The sequence below is a fragment of the Streptomyces sp. NPDC006602 genome (assembly GCF_042870385.1).
Taxonomy (GTDB): Bacteria; Actinomycetota; Actinomycetes; order Streptomycetales; family Streptomycetaceae; genus Streptomyces.
This window is the reverse complement of sequence record NZ_JBIAHG010000007.1, coordinates 219,053-240,445: the sequence shown is the minus strand read 5'-3', so window position 1 is coordinate 240,445 and position 21,393 is coordinate 219,053. Positions and strand designations below refer to the sequence as shown.

Sequence of the window (21,393 nt, the reverse complement as noted above, 5' to 3'; positions counted from 1 at the left end):
CATGTGTTCCGTCTACGCCTTTTGCTTGGTGCGGCGATTTCCGATGACCATCGAGGTCAGGACGAGCAGGACGGCGACCAGGAACATGGCCGTACCGATGACGTTGATCTGAACGGGTGTTCCGCGCTGCGCCGAACCCCAGACGAACATGGGGAAGGTGACGGTCGAGCCCGCGTTGAAATTCGTGATGATGAAATCGTCGAAGGAGAGCGCGAAGGCGAGCAGCGCGCCCGCCGCGATTCCCGGTGCCGCGATCGGCAGGGTGACCCGGACGAAGGTCTGGAACGGGCCGGCGTACAGGTCCTGGGCCGCCTGCTCCAGCCGCGGGTCCATCGACATCACGCGCGCCTTGACCGCCGTCACGACGAAGCTGAGGCAGAACATGATGTGGGCGATGAGGATCGTCCAGAAGCCCAGCTGCGCGCCCATGTTGAGGAACAGGGTGAGCAGCGAGGCCGCCATGACGACCTCGGGCATCGCCATCGGCAGGAAGATCAGCGAGTTGACGGCACCCCGCGCTCGGAACCGGTAGCGGACCAGCGCGAAGGCGATCGCCGTGCCGAGGGCGGTCGCGCCGAGCGTCGCCCAGAGGGCGATCTGGAGGCTGAGCGACAGCGAACCGCACAGGCCGGAGACCCCGCACGGGTCCTTCCAGGCGTCCGTGGAGAACTGCTGCCATTCGTAGTTGAAGCGCCCCTTCGGTTTGTTGAAGGAGAACACCGTGACGACGACGTTCGGCAGCAGGAGATATCCGAGCGTCAGCAGTCCCGCGACGACGACGAGATGGCGCTTGAGCCAGTTGACGAAGGTCATTTAAACCAGATCCTCCGTGCCGGACTTGCGGATGTAGACCGTGACCATGGCGAGAATCCCGGCCATGAGGATGAAGGAGAGTGCCGCGGCCGTCGGGTAGTCGAGGATCCGCAGGAACTGGCTCTGGATGACGTTTCCGACCATGCGGGTGTCCGTGGAGCCGAGCAGGTCCGCGTTGACGTAGTCGCCGGCCGCCGGGATGAAGGTCAGCAGCGTGCCGGAGACCACGCCCGGCATCGACAGCGGGAAGGTCACCTTGCGGAAGGTGGTCCACGGCCGCGCGTACAGGTCGCCCGCCGCCTCGTGGAGGCGTCCGTCGATGCGCTCCAGCGAGGTGTACAGCGGCAGGATCATGAACGGAAGGAAGTTGTACGTCAGTCCGCAGACGACGGCGAGTGGCGTGGCCAGCACGCGGTCGCCCGAGGTCCAGCCGAGCCAGCTGGTGACGTCCAGGACGTGCAGCGTGTTGAGGGCGCCGACGACCGGGCCGCCGTCCGCGAGGATCGTCTTCCAGGCGAGCGTACGGATCAGGAAGCTGGTGAAGAACGGCGCGATCACCAGGACCATGATCAGGTTCCGCCAGCGGCCCGCGCGGAAGGCGATGAGGTACGCCAGCGGGTAGCCGAGCAGCAGGCACAGGACGGTCGCGGCGGCGGCGTAGGCGATCGAGCGCAGGAACTGCGGCCAGTACTCGGACAGCGCGTCCCAGTAGGTGGCGAAGTGCCAGGTGACCTTGTAGCCCTCCTCCAGGGAGCCCGTCTGCACGGATGTGGAGGCCTGGTAGATCATCGGCAGCGCGAAGAAAACGATCAGCCAGAGGATGCCGGGCAGCAGGAGCCAGTACGGGACGAGGCGGCCGCGTTTGCGCGGGGGCTTCTTCTCGGGCGCGGCGGGCGCGAGAGGCGGGGGCGCCTCGGTGAGGGTCGCCATCAGACCGCCGCCTCTTCTTCGATGCCCGCGGAGCCCGCTGTCCCAGCAAGCAGGGACTGGGCGGCGTCCAGGCCGAAGGTGTGGGCCGGGCTCCAGTGCAGGACCACGTCGGCGCCGGGCACCAGCCGGGCGTCGCGGTCGATGTTCTGGGCGTACACCTCGAACTCGGGGCAGACCGGGCTGTCGATGACGTACTGCGTGGAGACGCCGATGAAACTGGAGTCGGCGATCTTGCCGGTTATGCGGTTGCGGCCGACCGGGACCTCGCCCGCCTCGTCGGCGTGCGTGAGGGAGATCTTCTCCGGGCGGACGCCGACCAGCACCTTGCCGCCGGTCTGCGTCGGCGCCGAACAGCGCGCCTCGGGCAGCACCAGCTTGCCGCCGCCCGCCTTGAGGACGATCTCGCCGCCGCTCTTGGAGTCGACCTCGGCCTCGATGAGGTTGGAGGTGCCGAGGAAGTTGGCGACGAAGGTGGTGTTCGGGTTCTCGTAGAGGTCGGCGGGTGAGCCGAGCTGTTCGACGCGGCCCGCGTTCATCACGGCGACCGTGTCGGCCATGGTCATGGCCTCCTCCTGGTCGTGCGTGACATGGACGAAGGTGATGCCGACCTCGGTCTGGATGCGCTTGAGCTCCAGCTGCATCTGACGGCGCAGCTTGAGGTCGAGGGCGCCGAGGGGTTCGTCGAGGAGGAGCACCTTGGGGGTGTTGATCAGGGCGCGGGCGACCGCGACGCGCTGCTGCTGGCCGCCGGAGAGCTGGTGCGGCTTCTTGCGGGCCTGCTCGCCGAGCTGGACGAGGTCGAGCATCTCCTCGACCTGCTTCTTCACCGACTTGATGCCCCGCCGGCGCAGGCCGAAGGCGACGTTCTCGAAGATGTCGAGGTGCGGGAAGAGGGCGTAGGACTGGAAGACCGTGTTCACCGGCCGCTTGTACGGCGGCAGGTTGGTCACCTCCTGGTCGCCGAGGAAGACGGTGCCGGAGGAAGGTTCCTCCAGGCCCGCGATCATGCGCAGGGTGGTCGTCTTGCCGCAGCCGGAGGCGCCGAGCAGGGCGAAGAAGGAGCCCTGCGGCACGGTCAGGTCGAGCGGGTGTACGGCGGTGAAGGAGCCGTAGGTCTTGCTGATGCCCGAGAGGCGGACGTCGCCGCCGCTGCCCGTCTTGTCCGTCTTGTTCGTCGTCACGGTGATCACGCCCCAGTCAGCTTCGCGAACTTCTCTTCAAAGGCCGTCTCTTCCTTCGAGCTCAGAGAGCGGAAGGCGTGGGACTTCTCGGCCATGGCCTTGTCGGGGATGATCAGCGGGTTGTTCGCCGCATCCTTGTCGATCTTCTCCAGCTCGGGCTTCACACCGTCGACGGGACACACGTAGTTGATGTACGCGGCGAGCTCGGCGGCCGGCTTCGGCTCGTAGTAGTAGTCGATGAGCCGTTCGGCGTTCGTCTTGTGACGCGCCTTGTTGGGGACCAGCAGGTTGTCGGTCGACGTCATGTAACCGCTGTCCGGGATCAGGAAGTCGATGTCGGGACTGTCCGCCTTCAGCTGTACGACGTCCCCGGCCCAGGCGATGCAGGCGGCGAAGTCGCCGCTGGTCAGGTCGGAGGTGTAGTCGTTGCCGGTGAAGCGGCGGATCTGGCCCTTGTCGACGGCCTTCTGGATGCGGGCGATGGCCGCGTCGTAGTCGTCGGCGGTGAAGTTCGCCGGGTCCTTGCCCATGTCCAGCAGCGTCATGCCGATGCTGTCGCGCATCTCCGACAGGAAGCCGACACGCCCCTTGAGCTTGGGGTTGTCGAGGAGGTCGGAGACCGACTTCACCTCGACGCCGTCCAGCGCCTTCTTGTTGTAGGCGATGACGGTGGAGATGCCCTGCCAGACGTACGAGTAGGCGCGGCCGGGGTCCCAGTCGGGGTCGCGGAACTGAGCCGACAGGTTGGCGTAGGCGTGCGGGAGGTTGGACGGGTCGAGTTTCTGGACCCAGCCCAGGCGGATCAGGCGGGCGGCCAGCCAGTCGGTGAGGACGATGATGTCGCGGCCGGTGTCCTGGCCCGCGGCGAGCTGTGGCTTGATCTTGCCGAAGAACTCGTTGTTGTCGTTGATGTCCTCGGCGTACTTGACCTTGATACCGGTCCGCTTGGTGAACGCCTCCAGCGTCGGGTGGTGCTTGCCGCTGTCGTCGACGTCCATGTACTCGGTCCAGTTGGAGAAGTCGACGGTCTTCTCCTTCGCCGAGTGGTCGTCGGCGGAGACGCCGCCCTGCGTCTTGCCCGCCGCGGGGATGCCGCAGGCGCTCAGCGCGCCCATTCCGCCGACCGCGAGCGCGCCGCCCGCGGAGGCGCGCAGCAGTGAACGGCGGGTGAGGGAGGCCCTGCCGTTCCTGAAGCTGCGCCGCATGGCGGCCACTTGGGCCGGGGACAGGCGGTCGGGCTCGTACTGCTCCATGCGCGTGGTGCCCTTTCGGGAGGATGGTGAGCGGCCGCGGGTCAGGCGGCCTTCGGTGTGCCACCCGGCGGTAGCCGGAAATCGACTACTGCCGGTCCCCGAAGATCGTGCGGTGCCAGTCCTTGCGCGGCACCGCCGTGTTGTCGAACATGACGTGCTTGATCTGGGTGTACTCCTCGAACGAGTACGCGGACATGTCCTTGCCGAAGCCGGACGCCTTGTATCCGCCGTGGGGCATCTCGCTGATGATCGGGATGTGGTCGTTGACCCATACGCAGCCCGCCTTGATCTCGCGGGTGGCGCGGTTCGCCCGGTACACGTCCCGGCTCCACGCGGAGGCGGCGAGCCCGTACGGGGTGTCGTTGGCCAGCCGGATCCCCTCGTCGTCGCTGTCGAAGGGCAGGACGACGAGGACCGGCCCGAAGAGTTCGGACTGGACGATCTCGCTGTCCTGGGCGGCGTCGGCGACCAGGGTCGGGCGGTAGTACGCGCCGTTCTCGAGATCCCCCTGAGGGGCCTTACCGCCGGTCACCACGCGCGCGTAGGCACGCGCCCGGTCGACGAATCCGGCGACCCGGTCGCGCTGCGCGTGCGAGATCAGCGGGCCGAGGTCGGTGCCCGGCGCGAACGGGTCCCCCAGCCGGACGGTCTCCATGAGGGCGGCCGTCCGCTCGACGAACGCCTCGTAGAGGGGCCGCTGTACGTACGCGCGCGTGGCGGCCGTGCAGTCCTGCCCGGTGTTGATGAGCGCGCCCGCGACCGCGCCGTGGACGGCCGCCTCCAGGTCGGCGTCGTCGAAGACCACGAAGGGTGCCTTGCCACCCAGCTCCAGGTGGAGGCGCTTGACGGTCGCGGTGGCGACCTCGGCGACCCGCTTGCCGACCGCGGTGGAGCCGGTGAAGGAGGTCATGGCCACGTCCGGGTGGCCGACGAGGTGCTCGCCGGCCTCCTTGCCGGTGCCGGTGACGATGTTGATCACGCCGTCCGGGATCCCGGCGTCGGTGGCCGCCTGGGCGAAGAGCAGCGAGGTGAGCGGGGTGAGCTCGGCGGGCTTCAGGACGATCGTGTTGCCCGCGGCGATGGCCGGGAGGATCTTCCAGGCGGCCATCTGGAGGGGGTAGTTCCAGGGCGCGATGGAGCCGACGACGCCGATGGGTTCACGGCGCACATAGGAGGTGTGGTCGCCGGAGTACTCGCCGGCCGACTGCCCCTGGAGGTGGCGGGCGGCACCGGCGAAGAAGGCGGTGTTGTCGATGGTGCCCGGGACGTCGAACTCGCGGGTCAGTTTGAGCGGCTTGCCGCACTGGAGGGACTCGGCCCGGGCGAAGTCCTCCGCGCGCTCGGCGAGCACCGCGGCGAAGCGGTGCAGGGCGTCGGAGCGCTCACCCGGGGTGGCCGAGGACCAGCCGGGGAACGCCGCGCGGGCGGCGGCGACGGCCGCGTCCACGTCGGCGGCGCCCGCCAGCTCGTACGTGTACACGTCCTCCCCGGTCGACGGGTCGACGACCACGTGGGTACGGCCGGAGGTGCCCTTGGTCAGGCGCCCCGCGATGAACTGCGCGCCGTCCACGAAGCGGTCCTGGGCCGGAAATCGTTCCGGGGTGGCACTGCCCGGGTTGTGCATGTCGCTCTCGCTCTCCTCCGCCGTCGCCCCGCGCTTCGTCGGAGGCGGGTGGCGTAGCTCCAGCTCGATTTGAGTGCCGATCCTGACAGAGCTAAGGGCACTCAACAAGTGATTCCGTTGTTGCCTTTTGGTTACGCGACGGAATCTGTCGACCGGGTGTCGAGTCGACATGGAAAAGGCAGGACGGAGTGTCCGTGGTGGCTGCCAGACTCGGGTGCATGGAGAGAACGACGGGGGAGATCACTTCCCGGGAGGCCCTGACGAGGAAAGTCCGTTCCGGGGCGAAGGTGAAGTACCTGCACTTCTGGGGGCATCGGCCGCGCCCGGACGGCCAGGTGGGCGCGAGCTGCCTGAGTCAGTGGTGGCCGTCGCCGTTCACCGTGGACGGCGTGGCGTACCGGACGGCCGAGCACTGGATGATGGCGTCCAAGGCGCGCCTCTTCGGCGACCCGGAGGCCGAACGCGCCGCAGTCGAGGCGCGGAGCCCGGCCCAGGCCAAGAAGGCCGGGCGGCTCGTGCGCGGATTCGACGACACCGTATGGGAGCGCGAGCGGTACCGGATCGTGGTCGAGGGCAGCGTCCACAAGTTCGCCGCACACACCGATCTGCGGGATTTCCTGCTGCGCACCGGGAACCGGGTACTGGTCGAGGCCAGCCCCGTGGACCGCATCTGGGGCATCGGACTCGCGGCGGACGACGAGCGGGCCGGGAACCCGGAGCTGTGGCGGGGGCCGAACCTGCTGGGGTTCGCGTTGATGGAGGCGCGGGAGCGGTTGCGGACGTAGCGCTGGTCGGGTGCGTCGGGCCGGCGGCGGAAATGGGCTCCCTCCCGCGCGGCTGGGCTCAGGACACGAAGACCAGTACCGCGATCATCCCGATGGCCAGGGCCAGACCCACCGAGCCGCAGATGATCCCGGCCAGGGCCTGGCCGGCGTTCGTGGCTTCGCCGCGCCGCGCCTTCTGCCGGGCGAGCACGCCGAGGACCACGGCGACGATGCCGCCGACGATGGCGATCGGCCACATGCAGAAGCCGACGGCGGAGATGATGCCGATGATCAGCGAGGCCGTACCCATCCCGTTGTTCGGGGTGGGCGGCATGCCGGGCCAGCCGTAGTAGGCGCCGGGGCCCTGGGAATACGGGGCGTGCGCGCCGTAGCCGGGTCCGGGCGGGGCCGGGTGGCCGTAGCCGCCGGGGTAGCCGTACGGGGCCTGGCCCGGTCCGCCGGGAGCGATGGGCGGCGGGGGCACCTGCTCCTGTCCGTGGGGAGCGGCCGGGAAGGAGGCGACGGGGGCCGGGGCGGGAAAGGCGCCCGCAGGGCCGGGGGGCACGGGTGCGGTCGGGTTGGGCGGGGCGAAGGGGTTGTCCGAGCCGTTCCCCTGGCCCGGCGACGAGGCCGCCGGGGTGAAGGGCGAGGACCAGGGCTTGGGCGCTTCGGGGCCGCCGACGGGCGGCATCGACGTGACCGTCTGCTGATCGTGCACGGAGGAGGTCGACGAGACCGTCGGCGGGGTCAGGGACCCCGTGTCGGCGACGGTGGCACCGGGGCCGGCGGGAGAGTCCTGCGGCGGGGTCGGCCACGGCTTCGACCCGGCATCGGGCCGGTCGGGCTGCTGGTCGGCCGGCGCGGCCCACGGGTCGGGGACGGCGTCGGCGGGCTCACCGCTCCCACCGCTCGGCGTCGGCCCCGGAGCGGCATTTCCCTGCGCTTCCGGCGTCTGCGCGTCGTCGGACATGCGCGGGCCCCCCTCTGTATGAACGTGCCGTCATGTTAAGGCCCGGACCCGTCCGGCGTGACCCCGGCCTACGATGATCCCCGAGTCATCGATCAGCCGATCACCCGCGTCCCGCCGCACACCGGCCCAGGGCGCCGTTCCCGGGGAGGAACCTTGACCGACCGCCTCATCGACCCCCGTGTCCCGCGCGACCTGCACGCCTTCATCGCGTCGCTGCCGAAGGCCGAACTGCATGTGCACCACGTAGGCTCCGCCTCCCCGCGGATCGTCTCGGAGCTCGCCGCCCGCCACCCCGACTCCAAGGTGCCCACCGACCCCGAGGCCCTGGTCGACTACTTCACGTTCACGGACTTCGCCCACTTCATCCAGGTGTACCTGTCGGTCGTCGACCTGATCCGCACCCCGGAGGACGTACGGCTGCTGACGTACGAGGTGGCCCGGGACCTCGCCCGGCAGCAGGTGCGGTACGCCGAGCTGACCCTCACGCCGTTCTCCTCGACCCGGCGCGGTATCGACGAGGGCGCCTTCATGGAGGCGATCGAAGACGCCCGCAAGGCGGCCGAGGCCGACTTCGGGACCGTACTGCGCTGGTGCTTCGACATTCCCGGCGAGGCTGGTCTCGAGGCCGCCGAGGAGACGACGCGGCTGGCCACCGAGGACCGGGTGCGGCCGGAGGGGCTGGTGTCGTTCGGGCTCGGCGGGCCCGAGATCGGCGTAGCGCGGCCGCAGTTCAAGCCGTACTTCGACCGGGCGATCGCCGCGGGCCTGCGGTCGGTGCCGCACGCCGGCGAGACCACCGGACCCGAGACGGTGTGGGACGCGCTGACCCATCTGCGCGCCGAGCGGATCGGGCACGGCACCAGTTCCGTGCAGGACGAGAAGCTTCTCGCCCACCTCGCCGAGCAGCGGATCGCCCTGGAGGTGTGCCCGACCTCCAACATCGCCACGCGCGCGGTCCGCACCCTCGACGAGCACCCGATCAAGGAGTTCGTGCGGGCCGGCGTCCTGGTCACGATCAACTCCGACGACCCGCCGATGTTCGGTACGGACCTCAACAACGAGTACGCCGTCGCCGCCCGGCTGCTGGAGCTCGACGAGCGGGGCCTGGCCGACCTGGCCAAGAACGCGGTGGAGGCGTCCTTCCTGGACGCGGCCGGCAAGGCCCGTATCAAGGACGAGATCGACACCTACACCGGGGCGTGGCTCGCTCCCTGATCCCAGCACAATGGGCGCATGCAGAAGCTGACCGCCGTGGCCCACCGCGGCGACCCCTACCGCGTCCGTGAGAACACGATCGACTCGCTGCGTTCCGCACTTCGACTGGGCGCGGACGCGGTCGAGATCGACGTACGGCTCACCCGGGACGGCGTGCCCGTACTGCTGCACGACGAGACGCTGAAGCGGCTGTGGGAGCACGACCGCCCGCTGCTGTCACTGTCGTCGGACGAGGTGCGCGGGCTCACCGACGACAAGGTGCCGACGCTGGCCCGGGCGCTGGCCGCGACCGGCGACAGCCGGGTGATGCTCGACCTGCCGGGAACGCGCGACGTGCGGGTGGCGCGACGGGTCGTGGACGTCGTGCGCGAGTGCGGGGCCGAGGAGCGCGTGTACTACTGCGCGGACGCCACGGCCATGCTCGCCGTGCGCGCCGCCGACCCGGCCGCCGAGATCGCGCTGACTTGGACGACCCTGGCGCCGCCGCGGCCCGCGCTGCTGGACGCGGTCCGGCCGCGCTGGCTCAACTACCGCTTCACACTGGTCGACCGCGCCCTCGCCGAACGCGTCCACACCGACGGCTACCTGCTCTCCGTCTGGACCCCCGACACCCGCCGCTCCATGCGCCGCCTCATCGACATCGGCGTCGACTCGATCACCACCAACCGCGTCGAGCTCCTGTGCGCCCTGCGGGACGGCGTCTGACCTCGCAGGAGCGCGGCCGGCACATGGGGCGCTACACGCGCCCGGCCGGCACGCGGGGCGCTACACGCGCGACTCCTGAGGGACGGTCGCCGGGTCGGCCGGGGTCTCGCGCGTGACGTACTGGGGTACGGGGGTGTCGTCCTCGCCGGTGTCGCGGACCAGCCCGTAGCGGATCACGCCCTGGGGAGGTCCGGCCGTGATGTCCTCGGTCACCTTGTCCCAGGTCGTCGGGAAGACGCTCAGGCCGTAGTCGGCGCCCCGCTCGTTCACGGTGAGGGTGACGCTGCCGTCGACGTAGAAGTACTCGTTCTGCCACATCTGCTGCGTGCCGTCCGGCAGGACCGCGTATCCGATGTCCGGGCCGCCCATGCCGGTGGCATAGCCGCCCGGGCTGCCGGGGAGGGGATCGTCCATGCGGCGGCCGCCGCCCGAGGCGACGTGGAAGAGCTTGCCCTTCAGGCCGGTCCAGGTCGGCATGACCAGCGAGCCCGGCCGTGAGTGCGGCGATATCTGCCAACGGACCAGCACGTACCCCTGGCCGCTGAGCGTCACGCCGTCGCCGCGGTGCTGCATCACGGCCTGCCGCCCGCCCGTGCTGGTGATCCCGGACTCGGGCCGGTGCGGCAGCTCCGCGGGCTTGGCGTCCGGGTCCGGTGCCTGGTCCACGGCGTCGACGACGGTGCCGTACAGGTCGGCCTTCTTCGTCGCCGACGGGGAGGGGGACGGGGTGGCCGGAACGGGCGGCGGGGCGGAGGTGGCCGCCGGGGCGGAGCTGGTGACGGCCGCGCGCGGCGGCGGTACCGGGTCGGGGTTCTGCGTGACGACGTACGCGCCGCCCGCGACGATGGTCGCGCTCGCCGTCATGGCGACGGCCGGTTTGGTGAGCGCGCCCAGCACCTTGGCGGACCAGCCGACGGAGGTGCTCGCGGCGGTGGCGGCGGCCGCCGTCTTGCCGCCGAAGGCCAGCGCGAGGGTGAAGCCGACGGGAACCGGGACGAGCGCGATCCCGACGAGCAGGCGCTCCGCCGGTACGACCGGCTCACGGGCGTCGCCGCAGTAGCCGCAGCCCCGCAGGTGCCGGGCCAGCCGCTTGCGCCAGACCGAGTCGGGGCGGCCGTTCCAGCGGGCGGTCCGTTCACGCAGGTCCGGGCAGGCCCCGTCGAGGGCGCGCACGATGCCGCGCGAGGTCTCCAGGCGCTCCTTCATCCGCTGGACGCGCACGGCGGCGTGCTGCCGGCTGATGCCGACGGCCGCGGCGAGCTCGCGCCGGGTCAGTTCGCCGGCGACCTCCAGCCACCACAGGGAGAGCAGCTGGCGGTCCTCGTCGTCGAGCCAGCGCACCGCCTCCGCGACCTCGCGCCGCTGCCCCTCCAACTGGAGCCTGAGGACGGTCAGTTCGGCGAAGTCGGCGGCGTCCTGGGGTGCCGACTCGTCCAGCCGGTCGGTGGTCCTGCGGCGGGCCCGGTCCCGGATCTGCCGCATGGCGATCGCCACCAGCCAGGACCGGAAGCTGTCCGGGTCGCGCAGCGAGCCGAGGTTGTCAACGGCCCGCAGCATCGTCTCCTGGACGACGTCGTCGACGTCGGCGTGACCGTTCAGGGCCCGGCCGACGATGTTGTACACCAGCGGCAGCCAGCCCGCGACGAGCTCGTCCAGCGCCCGCCGGTCGCCGGCCTGGGCGGCGGCGATGGTGGAGCGCCAGTGCTGGGTGTCCACGGGGCCCTTTCGGTGGCGGTGACTTAAGTGACGGCTGAGGTCAGTGGTCTTCTGCACGCACCCTCTCAGGCAGGCCGGGGCTGTTGGCTATGTCCGGGATCACAGTGCGGAGACGGCGTGAAGGCCGCGGGGATAACAGTTTTTGCTCGCGGCCGGTCCCCCTAGGGGGCCTCCCCTGACAACTCCCTCCCCTTGCACGGCACTTGCTCGGGGTTCGACCAGGGGAGGGCGCCCTCCTCGGAGACGATCCAGAGGTCGTCGTACGCCCGCAGGATGATCACAAACACATACGTCGACCTCTGGAGCAACATATGCGCGCCCGCCGCCGTACGACCGTCCTCGCCGCCTCTCTCGTCCTCGCCCTGAGCGCCGTCCCCCTGGCAGCCCCCGCGTTCGCCGCGTCCGGACCGGCCTCCTTACCGGCCTTGGCGCACACCACGCCGGCCGGCCCGGACACCAAAGCCCTGGAGGCCGCGATCGAGGGCCTCCCCGACCAGGACGCCACCGCGGCCCTCGTGCGGGTGGGCGGCAAGGGGAGCTGGCGTGGGACAGCCGGGGTGCGCGACCTGCGAACCGGGGCGCCCGCGCTGGAGAACGCGCGGTTCCGGGCCGGATCGACGACGAAAGTCGTGACCGCGGCGATCGTGCTGCGACTCGCCGCCGAGGGGCGGATCTCCCTGGACGGCACGGTGCAGCAGTACCTGCCCGGCCTGCTCACCGAGGACTTCGCGCCCATCACCGTGCGGCAGCTGCTGAACTTCACGAGCGGCCTGCGGCCCGGGGCGGCCCTCGGCGACAGCACCGAGGAGATGTACCCGCACCGCTTCGAGACGCTGACGCCCGAGAAGGTCGTGGCCGCGTCGGTCGCCAAGGGCCCGGATCCCGACCACGCACCCGGCGAACGGCAGGAGTACGGCAACATCCACTACACCGTGCTCGGCATGCTGATCGAGAAGATCACCGGCGACTCGTACGCCCACCAGGCGGACGTGCGGATCTTCCGGCCGCTCGGCATGCGGCACACGACGTTCCCCGACGGCCCCGACCCCCGCGTGCACGGACCGCACAACCGCGGATACGACTGGATCGACGGCGAGCTGGTGGACGTGACCGACTGGAACATGTCCGACCGGTGGGCGGCCGGCGACATGATCTCGACGACCGCGGACCTCGAACGGCTGCTGGTGGGCGTGTTCAGCGGGCGTGTCGTGCCCGAGCCGCAGCTGAACGAGATGTTCGCGGTGCCGGACGTGCCGGGCGCCACGATGGGCGCGCCGTTCTCGCCGTTCAAGCTGAACGGCCGGACCGTCTGGGCCAAGACGGGATCCCGTCCCGGTTACCACACGGTCGTCGCGGCCACCCGCGACCTGTCCCGGACCGTGGTCTACTCCGTCAACTCGACCGACGCGCGGGGCGACGGCGAGGCCATCGCCCGACGCTTCGCCTTCCCTGCGTTCAACCGCTGACGACGGCACCGGCAGGCGCTGCCGGCACCGCGGCCGTCAGCGCCTCCAGCCGCTTGATCCTCTTGCGCACGACATACAGCGGGACCACCCCGAAGACCCCGAACGCCGTGTCGATCAGGCTCCACCAGAAGGGGATCCCCCGGATCGGTCCGCAGATCAGCGCGAGCGGCACGATCCCGGCGCAGGCGATCATCCCGAACTCGACGACCCAGATGTTGCGGACCGGGTCGCGGTAGGGGCCGTAGAAGGCGACCGCGATGACGAGGTGCGCGAAGGCCAGCCAGTCCGTGCCGTACAGCACGAAGGGGTATTCGGCGTCGACCACGTCGAGCCCCTGCCGGACCTGTTCGATCCAGTCCATGAGCCCGGGCAGGTACTCCGGCGCGGACAGTGCCCGCAACAGGTCCTCGGTCCAGCGCAGTTCGTGGACGAGGGGGAAGGCCGTGGCGCCGCTGAGCACCAGGCAGACGACGAAGAGGACCAACCATGCGCGGATGCCCCGAAGGAGGGCGGCTCTGTCGCTCATGGCAGCAGCGTACGCCCTTAATTGAACACGTTCAAAACTATGGTCCGGTGCTGCTCGCGGTCGGGACGGGTGCCTCGCTGGGCTGCGACGTCGCAGTGGTCGACGGCGCGCTGGTGGGGGCGGACGCGTCGGCCGGGGTGGAGGGTCCGGGGCTCGCGCCCCTCCCGGTGGGGTAGGGGTTGACGGGCACGGGGGTCGCCGACGGGTTGGGCGGGACCGAAGGGCTGCTCGCGGGCCGCGGGGCCAGAGGGACCGAGGGGGTCACGGGTGCCTCGTGCGTGGCCAGACGGAACGGCAGCGCGGCGAGGGCGGCGACCGCGCACGTCACGCCCACTCCGGCCGCGGCACGCACCAGGCGGCGGCGGACCGCACGGCGGCGGATCGCCTCGTAGCGGCCGGCGGGCGGGCCGAGATAGTCGGAGGCGGGCCGCAGGACGACCGCCAGCGGGTCGTCGGGCTCGAACTCCGGACCCTCGTCAGAGTGTGTGATCAAGGCTTCTCCCCAGATGGGCGCGGAGCAGTTCACGGGCCGCGTGGAGGTCGGCCTTGACGGTTCCCTCCTTGCGCCCGGTCAGCACGGACACCTCCCGGATCGGCATGTCGGCGTAGTAGTGCAGCAGGATCGGCACGCGCAGTCGTTCCGGCAGCGACTGCACGAGCAGGCGTACGGACGGATCGGCCTGTTCGGTCTGCGGGCGTACGGCGGCTTCGGCGGTGGCACGGCGCACGGCCCTGCGTTCGCGCTCCAGTTTGCGCCAGTGGTCCCGGACGAGGTTGGCCGCGGTCACGTAGAGGAAGCCCCGGGGCTCCGCCACGGAGGTCCAGCGGCCCCAGAGCCGGGTGAATGCCTCCGAGGCGATCTCGTGGGCCGTCTCGTCGTCGTCGACCAGCCGACGGCACCAGCCGGCGAGGCGCGGATAGAGGGCGGCGAACAGCTCGGACGCTGCCTTCTCGCGGGACCGTTTCAACGCTCTCCTGCGGAGTCCGGCGCCGAACCCAGTGCGGCGAAGACGATCACGTTGTCGCGATAGCCCTCACCGGTACGAGGTCCGCCGCATGTGACGAGACGCAACTCCGGCCGGTTCACGTTCCCGTAGACGTCCTTCGCGGGGAAGTCCGCCTTGGCGACCGTCCGTACGTCGGTGACGACGAACTCGGCCGTCGTGCCGTTCTCCAGGCGCGCCGCGATCCGGTCGCCCCGGCGCAGCCGGTCGAGGTGACGGAAGACCCCGTCCCCGTAGGCCCCGACCGTGACATGACCGAGGATCACCGACGGACCGGTCTGCCCCGGCGTCGGCGAGTGCCGGTACCAGCCCGCCCGGTCGTGCGCGGTGATCGGGGGCACTTGCACACTGCCGTCCGGGGCCAGCCCCAGCTGCATCACCGGGGTGTCGACGCCGAGTGCCGGGATCAGCAGCCCGACCGGGACCGAACGTCCAAGGGCGTGCACCGCCTTCGCGGAACTCCGCGAAGGCGGTGGCGTGCTGCTGCCCGTGCGCCCTCCGGTCGGACCACCGCCACCGCCACCGCCACAGCTCACGAGCAGCGAGGCCGTCGCCGCGGTGACGAAAGCGCGCCTGGAGAACGTGGTCATGCCCCGGTCGCCCGCCGACGCCGTACGACGTAGAACGCGGCGCCCCCGACAGCGCACGCCGCGGCGGCGCCCCCGCCGATCAGCCCGCTCGTGGACCCGGACTTCGCAGACTCCTCGGCGACACCGGTGTCAGGAGCTCCGCTCGGCACGACGGACACCTGGCCCGGGGAAGGCGCCAGAGTGGGTTCGGCACTCGGATCGGCGGTCGGAGCCTCGCTCGGAGCGGTGGTCGCGGACGGGACCGGGGTCGGTACGGCGCTCGCGGCCGGGGGGCTGGTGGGGGCCGGGGTCGGGGTCCCCCCGTCGGCGAACGCCGGCACGGCTCCCGCCAGCACGGCGGTGCCCGCAAGTGCCATGGCGCTCAGGACAGTTCGGCGCATGAATCGCTCTCTCTCGTCGGTCCGCCCGGCCGTGGCTCGGCGGGCTGGGTTGCAGATCGACGGGAGAGACGAGGCAGCGGGAGAACGGGTTGTAAAGAGATGGCAAAGCCGTCCTGGATGCCGCGCTGACGAGCAGCGTCCGAGGCCACCACGGAGGGGAACACCGCGGCCCCCGGACGGTCGACTTCCGTCCGGGGGCCGCGCTGTACGCCGTACCGACGCCCTGCTGACGCCGTATGACTAGGAATCCAGCGACGTCATCACGTGCTTGATCCGCGTGTAGTCGTCGAAGCCGTACGACGAAAGGTCCTTGCCGTAGCCGGACTTCTTGAAGCCGCCGTGCGGCATCTCGGCGACCAGCGGGATGTGGGTGTTGATCCACACGCAGCCGAAGTCGAGCTTCTTGGACATCCGCATCGCGCGGCCGTGGTCCTTGGTCCACACGGAGGAGGCGAGGGCGTACTCGACGCCGTTGGCCCACTCCACGGCCTGGTCCTCGTCGCGGAAGGACTGGACGGTGATGACCGGCCCGAAGACCTCCTTCTGGATGATCTCGTCGTCCTGCTTGACGCCGGAGACGACGGTCGGGGCGAAGAAGTACCCCTTGTCGCCGACGCGCTTGCCGCCGGTCTCCACGCGCGCGTGGGCGGGGAGGCGGTTGATGAAGCCCTCGACCTGCGCGAGCTGGTTGGGGTTGTTCAGCGGGCCGTACAGGACGTCCTCGTCGTCCGGCTGCCCGGTCTTGGTATCCGCGGCGGCCTTGGCGAGCGCCGACACGAACTCGTCGTGGATGGCCTCGTGGACGAGGACTCGGCAGGCGGCCGTACAGTCCTGCCCGGCGTTGAAGAAGCCCGCGACGGAGATGCCCTCGACGGCCTTGGCGATGTCGGTGTCCTCGAACACGACGACCGGCGCCTTGCCGCCCAGCTCCAGGTGGACCCGCTTGACGTCCTTCGACGCGGACTCGGCGACCTGCATGCCGGCGCGTACGGAGCCGGTGATGGACGCCATCGCCGGGATCGGGTGCTCGACCATCATGCGGCCGGTCTCTCGGTCACCGGTGATGACGTTGAAGACGCCCTTGGGCAGGATCGAGCCGAGGATGTCGGCGATCAGGACCGTCGACGCCGGGGTGGTGTCCGAGGGCTTCAGCACGACCGTGTTGCCCGCCGCCAGCGCCGGGGCGAACTTCCATACGGCCATCATCATCGGGTAGTTCCACGGCGCGACCTGCGCGCAGACGCCCACCGGCTCGCGGCGGACGATCGAGGTAAGCCCCTCCATGTACTCGCCGGCCGAGCGGCCTTCGAGCATCCGGGCCGCGCCCGCGAAGAAGCGGATCTGGTCGATCATCGGCGGGATCTCTTCGTCGCGGGTCAGCCCGACCGGCTTGCCGGTGTTCTCGACCTCGGCCGCGATGAGTTCCTCGGCGCGCTCCTCGAAGGCGTCGGCGATCTTCAGGAGGGCCTTCTGGCGCTCGGCGGGGGTCTTGTCGCGCCAGCCGGGGAAGGCCGCGGCGGCGGCCGCCATGGCGGCGTCCACGTCCGCCTGCCCGGACAGCGGCGCGGTCGCGTACGCCTCGCCGGTCGCGGGGTTGACCACCTCGGTGGTGCGTCCGTCGGCGGCGTCCCGGAACTCACCGTCGATGAAGTTGCGCAGACGACGCAGCTCGGTGCTCACTGCCGGCCTCCTGTGTCGGGTCGAATGTGTCGGGTCGAACTGTCCATTGACTGAGACACCCACCCTAATCCGCCCGCCCACGTTTTCAACACCCCCGATTGCGTCAAGGCTGCGAAATCCGCAAGTCTCAGTCACGTAAACAACGAATTTCATCGCTTCGACCTTGCGGAAGTGTCGAGACGTCGTGCACAGTGACGTCGTGGCCAGTCGAAGCGCAGACCCCAGTGACTCCCGCGAGTCCAGGCACGGCACCCCCCACCTGGATGCCGTCTCCCTCGCCATCATCGAACAGCTCCAGGAGGACGGCCGCCGGCCGTACGCCGCCATCGGCAAGGCCGTCGGTCTCTCCGAGGCCGCCGTGCGTCAGCGCGTGCAGAAGCTGCTCGACCAGGGCGTGATGCAGATCGTCGCCGTCACGGACCCGCTCACCGTGGGCTTCCGACGGCAGGCGATGGTCGGCATCCGCGCGGAAGGTGACGTGGAGTCCGTCGCCGACGCGGTCACCGCAATGTCCGAATGCGAGTACGTGGTGATGACCGCAGGCTCCTTCGACCTGATGGTGGAGATCGTCTGCGAGGACGACGACCACCTTCTGGAAGTCATCAACAAACGCATCCGAGCCATCCCCGGAGTGCGCTCCACCGAGAGCTTCGTCTACCTCAAGCTCAAGAAGCAGACCTACATGTGGGGAACCCGATAATCGTGAGCACCGACAGCCCCAAGGACCTCAGCAGGACCGCGTACGACCACCTGTGGATGCACTTCACCCGCATGTCCTCGTACGAGAACTCCCCCGTCCCTACGATCGTCCGGGGTGAGGGCACCTACATCTACGACGACAAGGGCAAGCGCTACCTGGACGGTCTCGCGGGTCTGTTCGTGGTCCAGGCCGGCCACGGCCGCGTGGAGCTGGCCGAGGCGGCCTTCAAGCAGGCCCAGGAGCTGGCGTTCTTCCCGGTGTGGTCCTACGCCCACCCCAAGGCCGTGGAACTGGCGGAGCGGCTGGCCCACCACGCGCCGGGCGACCTGAACAAGGTCTTCTTCACCACCGGCGGCGGCGAGGCGGTCGAGACCGCCTGGAAGCTCGCCAAGCAGTACTTCAAGCTGACCGGCAAGCCCACCAAGTACAAGGTGATCTCCCGTGCCGTCGCCTACCACGGCACCCCGCAGGGCGCCCTGTCCATCACCGGCCTGCCGGCCCTGAAGGCTCCCTTCGAGCCGCTGGTGCCGGGCGCGCACAAGGTCCCGAACACCAACATCTACCGCGCCTCGCTCTTCGGCGACGACCCCGAGGCCTTCGGCCGCTGGGCCGCCGACCAGATAGAGCAGCAGATCCTCATGGAAGGCCCGGAAACGGTCGCCGCCGTCTTCCTGGAGCCGGTACAGAACGCGGGCGGCTGCTTCCCGCCCCCGCCCGGCTACTTCCAGCGGGTCCGCGAGATCTGCGACCAGTACGACGTCCTGCTGGTCTCCGACGAGGTCATCTGCGCCTTCGGCCGCCTGGGCACGATGTTCGCCTGCGACAAGTTCGACTACGTCCCGGACATGATCACCTGCGCCAAGGGCATGACCTCGGGCTACTCCCCGATCGGCGCCTGCATCATCTCCGACCGCCTCGCCGAGCCGTTCTACAAGGGCGACAACACCTTCCTGCACGGCTACACCTTCGGCGGCCACCCGGTGTCGGCCGCGGTGGGTCTGGCCAACCTCGACCTGTTCGAGCGCGAGAACCTCAACCAGCACGTCCTCGACAACGAGGGCGCGTTCCGCTCCACCCTGGAGAGGCTGCACGACCTGCCGATCGTCGGCGACGTCCGCGGCAACGGCTTCTTCTACGGCATCGAGCTGGTGAAGGACAAGGCGACGAAGGAGTCCTTCAACGACGAGGAGACCGAGCGCGTCCTGTACGGCTTCCTCTCCAAGGCCCTCTTCGACAACGGCCTGTACTGCCGTGCCGACGACCGCGGCGACCCGGTCGTCCAGCTCGCCCCGCCGCTCATCTCCGACCAGGGCACGTTCGACGAGATCGAGCAGATCCTGCGCGCGACGCTGACGGAGGCCTGGACGAAGCTCTAGCCCCCGGCGCCTCCGCGGCCCGGGTGCACCCGTACGAGTGAGAAGGGTGCACCCGGGCCGCGCGCTGTCCGGCGTCGTGGCCCCGGATCCTTAGCGTGCCCTGTAACCGATCGGCCCTGCCTTCGTTCCCCCGCACGGGGGATCGGCACAGGGAATACGGATCTGAACGAGGTGTACGCCCATGGTGGCCCCGCCGGACAACGACGTGCTCTGGGCTCGCGCCCTGCACTTCACCCACAACGACGGCTCGCCCGCGCTCAACGGCGTCTCGCTCGGCGTCCGCGAGGGCGAGATCCTCGCCGTCAGCGGCCCGCGCGGCAGCGGCAAGTCGACCCTGCTGCGGTGCCTGTCCGGCCTGGTTCCCCCGCAGCGCGGCGAGGTCTGGTTCAACAGCGCGCCCGTGCACACCATGCGCCCGACGACCCGCGAACGCCTGCGCCGCGACCGCTTCGGCTGGATCGACCCGGCCCCGGCCCTCGTCCCCGAGCTGAACGTCTGGGAGAACGCGGCCCTCCCCCTGATGCTGCGCGGCACCAGTCGTCGCCGCGCCAAGACCGCCGCCCTGGAGTGGCTGGAGCGCCTGGACATCGGCGACAGCACCCGCAAACGCCCCCACGAACTACGCCAGTCCGAGCGCCAGCGCGTCTGCATCGCGCGGGCCCTGGCCCCCGCTCCGACGGTCCTGTTCGCCGACGAGCCGACGGCGTCCCTGCACCGCGCCGACAGCGCCCACGTCCTGCGCACGCTCACCACGGCGGCCCGCTCGCACGGCATCACGGTGGTGCTGGCCACCCACGACGCGGACACGGCCGCCCTCGCCGACCGCACGGTGTCGCTGCTGGACGGACGGCGCGTGAAGACCGTGCACCTGCCCCCCGTCACCGAGCCCGAAGGCCGGGCCACGTGCTCGCTCTCCGTCTGACCCGCGGCGCCCACCCGGCCGTCCGACTCCGCCGCCTCCTGGTGACGGCGGCCGCGGCCGGCACGGGCTTCCTCCTGCTCTGCACCCTCGGCTACGCGATGAGCCACCCGGACGCCCCCGGCGCCTCGATCCTCCGCCTGGCCTGGTGCGCGACCCCCCTGGCAGCCACGGTCCACTTCGCCGTCGCCGTGGCCCGCACCGACCCCGCCACCAGACCCCGCCCCGGCCTCTCGGCCATCGGCCTGGGCCCGACCCGCCTGATGGCGGTCTCGGCGACCACGACGGCCCTGTCCTGCACGCTGGGCTCGATGCTCGCCCTTCTGGTCTTTCTCCACCTGCGAGGCGACCTGAGGGGCATGCCCTTCGACGGCGCGGCATCGGAGTTCCTCGCAGCCAAGCACCCACTGCCGTTGCCGGCCGCCCTGACCCTGCTCGCCCTGACCCCGGCCGCCGCATCGGCCGCGGTGGGCTGGGCACTGCGCTCCCGCGAAGACAGCCCGTCATCGACCCGCCCGCGGGGCAGGTCGTACGGCCGCTTCGGCGCGTACGGCAACTCGCCCGCGAGGGAGACCTTCGGAGCACACGGCCGCTTCGGCGCCCGCCTGGGAGCCGCCACACAGCCCGTAAGCCACGGGGGCACGCAGCCCGTGACCGACCAACCCGCACAGCCCGAGCCCGACCCAGCCGCGCAGCCCGCGGGCAGTCGTGCCGCTGGGGCGATGGGGGTCCCCCCGTTCGAGCGAAGCCGAGAGTGGGGGAGGGTGGGCGCAGGCGGCACCCCGCAAACGTGGGCGAGTGAAACCCACCTGCACGTACCGGTCCAGGACGCGCGCACCCCCGACCTCGACCCCGGCACCCTCTCCCCAGCCACCCAAGAGGCCCCCCGCGGCCTCCCCTGGGGCACCGCCGTACTCGCCGCAGGCCTCGCGGTAGAGGCATACGCCACCCGCACCACACCCGGCACCCCCGTCACCACGCCCGGCGGGCTCCCCACCCCTGGCCCGGCCTCCGTCCTCATCGGCTGGATCCTCACCGCCACCGGCCTCGCCCTCGCCGGCCCCGGCCTCACCCACCTCTGCGGCCGCCTCCTCCAGACCGCCCGCCCCGGCGCCCTCCGCCTCCTCGCCGGCCGCGTCCTCATGGCGGAAGCCACCCGCGTCGGCCGCCCCCTCGGCGTCGTCTGCGCGGTGGCGTCGGGCACGTACGCGATGGCCGCGCTGTACGACACGGCGGAGCCCGGCCCGCTGACCCTCCTCGGCCTGCTCCTGGTGACCGGCTGCACGGTGGCGACGCTGCTCACCGCCGCCGTCGAGGCGAAGCACGCCCGCGCCGAGACCACGGCCGCGCTGTTGCGGCTCGGCGCGCCCGCCACGATGCTGCGCAGCGCCGCCGCCCTCCGCGCCGGCGCGCTGCTGGCCCTGTTCGGCCCGCTGACGCTGATCGTGGCCGAGCTGGCGGCGCTGCCGCTGGCCGGCTGAAAGCCCGGACGAGAACCTCACACGAAAAAATCTCCGCCGACCGATGAGTTCCGCCGGGACGCACCGTCTACCCCACCGAACGCCACACACCGATGGGAGA

22 protein-coding genes are annotated in these 21,393 nt (G+C 70.7%); 8 read left to right on the top strand and 14 right to left on the bottom strand.

Features of this window, described 5'->3' with window-relative positions; all coding sequences use genetic code 11:
• Nucleotides 1–12 precede the first annotated feature (12 nt).
• The 5 genes from ACFYO2_RS20990 to ACFYO2_RS20970 all read right to left on the bottom strand — a co-directional run bounded on the left by ACFYO2_RS20990 (nucleotide 13) and on the right by ACFYO2_RS20970 (nucleotide 5,801).
• Nucleotides 13–813: an ABC transporter permease gene (locus ACFYO2_RS20990; RefSeq protein ID WP_388350947.1), complete on the bottom strand. Its 801-nt coding sequence runs from the start codon at nucleotides 811–813 to the stop codon at nucleotides 13–15.
• Entirely contained in the window at nucleotides 814–1,743 is a 930-nt protein-coding gene (locus tag ACFYO2_RS20985) for an ABC transporter permease (protein ID WP_388350945.1), read from the bottom strand. It abuts the gene before it with no gap.
• Nucleotides 1,743–2,933, bottom strand: a complete 1,191-nt coding sequence (locus ACFYO2_RS20980; protein WP_388350942.1) for an ABC transporter ATP-binding protein — start codon at nucleotides 2,931–2,933, stop codon at nucleotides 1,743–1,745. Before ACFYO2_RS20980 ends, ACFYO2_RS20985 begins: the two co-directional genes overlap by 1 nt.
• Nucleotides 2,930–4,177: a PotD/PotF family extracellular solute-binding protein gene (locus tag ACFYO2_RS20975; protein WP_388350939.1), complete on the bottom strand. Its 1,248-nt coding sequence runs from the start codon at nucleotides 4,175–4,177 to the stop codon at nucleotides 2,930–2,932. Before ACFYO2_RS20975 ends, ACFYO2_RS20980 begins: the two co-directional genes overlap by 4 nt.
• Nucleotides 4,178–4,262: 85 nt before the next feature.
• Nucleotides 4,263–5,801, bottom strand: a complete 1,539-nt coding sequence (locus ACFYO2_RS20970; RefSeq protein WP_388350936.1) for a gamma-aminobutyraldehyde dehydrogenase — start codon at nucleotides 5,799–5,801, stop codon at nucleotides 4,263–4,265.
• Nucleotides 5,802–6,019: 218 nt separating this feature from the next.
• On the opposite strand from ACFYO2_RS20970, the gene ACFYO2_RS20965 reads away from it, so the two are divergent.
• Nucleotides 6,020–6,586, top strand: coding sequence for an NADAR family protein (locus tag ACFYO2_RS20965; protein ID WP_388350933.1), 567 nt, complete (start codon nucleotides 6,020–6,022; stop codon nucleotides 6,584–6,586).
• A 58-nt stretch (nucleotides 6,587–6,644) separates the two neighbouring features.
• On the opposite strand, the gene ACFYO2_RS20960 is transcribed toward ACFYO2_RS20965, so the two are convergent.
• Entirely contained in the window at nucleotides 6,645–7,535 is an 891-nt protein-coding gene (locus tag ACFYO2_RS20960; protein WP_388350930.1) for a DUF4190 domain-containing protein, read from the bottom strand.
• A gap of 57 nt (nucleotides 7,536–7,592) precedes the next feature.
• Here ACFYO2_RS20960 and ACFYO2_RS20955 point away from each other — a divergent pair, with 57 nt between their 5' ends.
• Both ACFYO2_RS20955 and ACFYO2_RS20950 read left to right on the top strand, forming a co-directional pair.
• A complete protein-coding gene (locus tag ACFYO2_RS20955; RefSeq protein ID WP_388350927.1) occupies nucleotides 7,593–8,750 on the top strand; it encodes an adenosine deaminase in 1,158 nt (385 codons plus the stop codon).
• 18 nt (nucleotides 8,751–8,768) lie between these two features.
• The gene (locus tag ACFYO2_RS20950) at nucleotides 8,769–9,455 is read left to right on the top strand and encodes a glycerophosphodiester phosphodiesterase (protein ID WP_388350925.1); all 687 of its coding nucleotides are present in this window, start codon (nucleotides 8,769–8,771) and stop codon (nucleotides 9,453–9,455) included.
• 60 nt (nucleotides 9,456–9,515) lie between these two features.
• Here the strand turns inward: ACFYO2_RS20950 and ACFYO2_RS20945 are convergent, their stop codons facing one another.
• Both ACFYO2_RS20945 and ACFYO2_RS20940 read right to left on the bottom strand, forming a co-directional pair.
• Complete coding sequence (locus ACFYO2_RS20945) at nucleotides 9,516–11,171, bottom strand: RNA polymerase sigma factor (protein WP_388350922.1); 1,656 nt, start codon at nucleotides 11,169–11,171, stop codon at nucleotides 9,516–9,518.
• A gap of 161 nt (nucleotides 11,172–11,332) precedes the next feature.
• Nucleotides 11,333–11,458, bottom strand: coding sequence for a hypothetical protein (locus ACFYO2_RS20940; protein ID WP_388350919.1), 126 nt, complete (start codon nucleotides 11,456–11,458; stop codon nucleotides 11,333–11,335).
• 24 nt (nucleotides 11,459–11,482) lie between these two features.
• On the opposite strand from ACFYO2_RS20940, the gene ACFYO2_RS20935 reads away from it, so the two are divergent.
• Complete coding sequence (locus ACFYO2_RS20935; RefSeq protein WP_388350916.1) at nucleotides 11,483–12,637, top strand: serine hydrolase domain-containing protein; 1,155 nt, start codon at nucleotides 11,483–11,485, stop codon at nucleotides 12,635–12,637.
• Here ACFYO2_RS20935 and ACFYO2_RS20930 read toward each other — a convergent pair.
• From ACFYO2_RS20930 to ACFYO2_RS20905, 6 genes are all read right to left on the bottom strand, one after another.
• Nucleotides 12,627–13,163, bottom strand: a complete 537-nt coding sequence (locus ACFYO2_RS20930; RefSeq protein ID WP_388350913.1) for a hypothetical protein — start codon at nucleotides 13,161–13,163, stop codon at nucleotides 12,627–12,629. The genes ACFYO2_RS20935 and ACFYO2_RS20930 overlap by 11 nt on opposite strands.
• A gap of 37 nt (nucleotides 13,164–13,200) precedes the next feature.
• Nucleotides 13,201–13,656, bottom strand: a complete 456-nt coding sequence (locus ACFYO2_RS20925) for a hypothetical protein (RefSeq protein ID WP_388350910.1) — start codon at nucleotides 13,654–13,656, stop codon at nucleotides 13,201–13,203.
• Nucleotides 13,640–14,131 (bottom strand): RNA polymerase sigma factor, encoded by a 492-nt coding sequence (locus ACFYO2_RS20920; protein ID WP_388350907.1) that lies wholly within the window; start codon nucleotides 14,129–14,131, stop codon nucleotides 13,640–13,642. Before ACFYO2_RS20920 ends, ACFYO2_RS20925 begins: the two co-directional genes overlap by 17 nt.
• Nucleotides 14,128–14,757, bottom strand: a complete 630-nt coding sequence (locus ACFYO2_RS20915) for a class F sortase (RefSeq protein ID WP_388350904.1) — start codon at nucleotides 14,755–14,757, stop codon at nucleotides 14,128–14,130. The genes ACFYO2_RS20920 and ACFYO2_RS20915 overlap by 4 nt, the downstream gene beginning before the upstream one ends.
• Nucleotides 14,754–15,137 carry a sortase-dependent protein gene (locus ACFYO2_RS20910; protein WP_388350901.1) on the bottom strand — a complete coding sequence of 128 codons (384 nt, stop codon included), beginning with the start codon at nucleotides 15,135–15,137 and terminating at the stop codon, nucleotides 14,754–14,756. Before ACFYO2_RS20910 ends, ACFYO2_RS20915 begins: the two co-directional genes overlap by 4 nt.
• Nucleotides 15,138–15,377: 240 nt before the next feature.
• Nucleotides 15,378–16,817, bottom strand: a complete 1,440-nt coding sequence (locus ACFYO2_RS20905; protein ID WP_388350898.1) for a gamma-aminobutyraldehyde dehydrogenase — start codon at nucleotides 16,815–16,817, stop codon at nucleotides 15,378–15,380.
• Between the two features lie 184 nt (nucleotides 16,818–17,001).
• Here ACFYO2_RS20905 and ACFYO2_RS20900 point away from each other — a divergent pair, with 184 nt between their 5' ends.
• From ACFYO2_RS20900 to ACFYO2_RS20885, 4 genes are all read left to right on the top strand, one after another.
• Nucleotides 17,002–17,517 (top strand): Lrp/AsnC family transcriptional regulator, encoded by a 516-nt coding sequence (locus ACFYO2_RS20900; protein WP_388350895.1) that lies wholly within the window; start codon nucleotides 17,002–17,004, stop codon nucleotides 17,515–17,517.
• On the top strand, nucleotides 17,502–18,893 hold the full coding sequence (locus tag ACFYO2_RS20895; RefSeq protein ID WP_388350892.1) for an aspartate aminotransferase family protein: 1,392 nt from the start codon (nucleotides 17,502–17,504) through the stop codon (nucleotides 18,891–18,893). The genes ACFYO2_RS20900 and ACFYO2_RS20895 overlap by 16 nt, the downstream gene beginning before the upstream one ends.
• A 181-nt stretch (nucleotides 18,894–19,074) precedes the next feature.
• The gene (locus tag ACFYO2_RS20890) at nucleotides 19,075–19,815 is read left to right on the top strand and encodes an ABC transporter ATP-binding protein (protein WP_388350889.1); all 741 of its coding nucleotides are present in this window, start codon (nucleotides 19,075–19,077) and stop codon (nucleotides 19,813–19,815) included.
• Nucleotides 19,797–21,293 (top strand): hypothetical protein, encoded by a 1,497-nt coding sequence (locus ACFYO2_RS20885; protein ID WP_388350887.1) that lies wholly within the window; start codon nucleotides 19,797–19,799, stop codon nucleotides 21,291–21,293. Before ACFYO2_RS20890 ends, ACFYO2_RS20885 begins: the two co-directional genes overlap by 19 nt.
• Nucleotides 21,294–21,393: the final 100 nt, after the last annotated feature.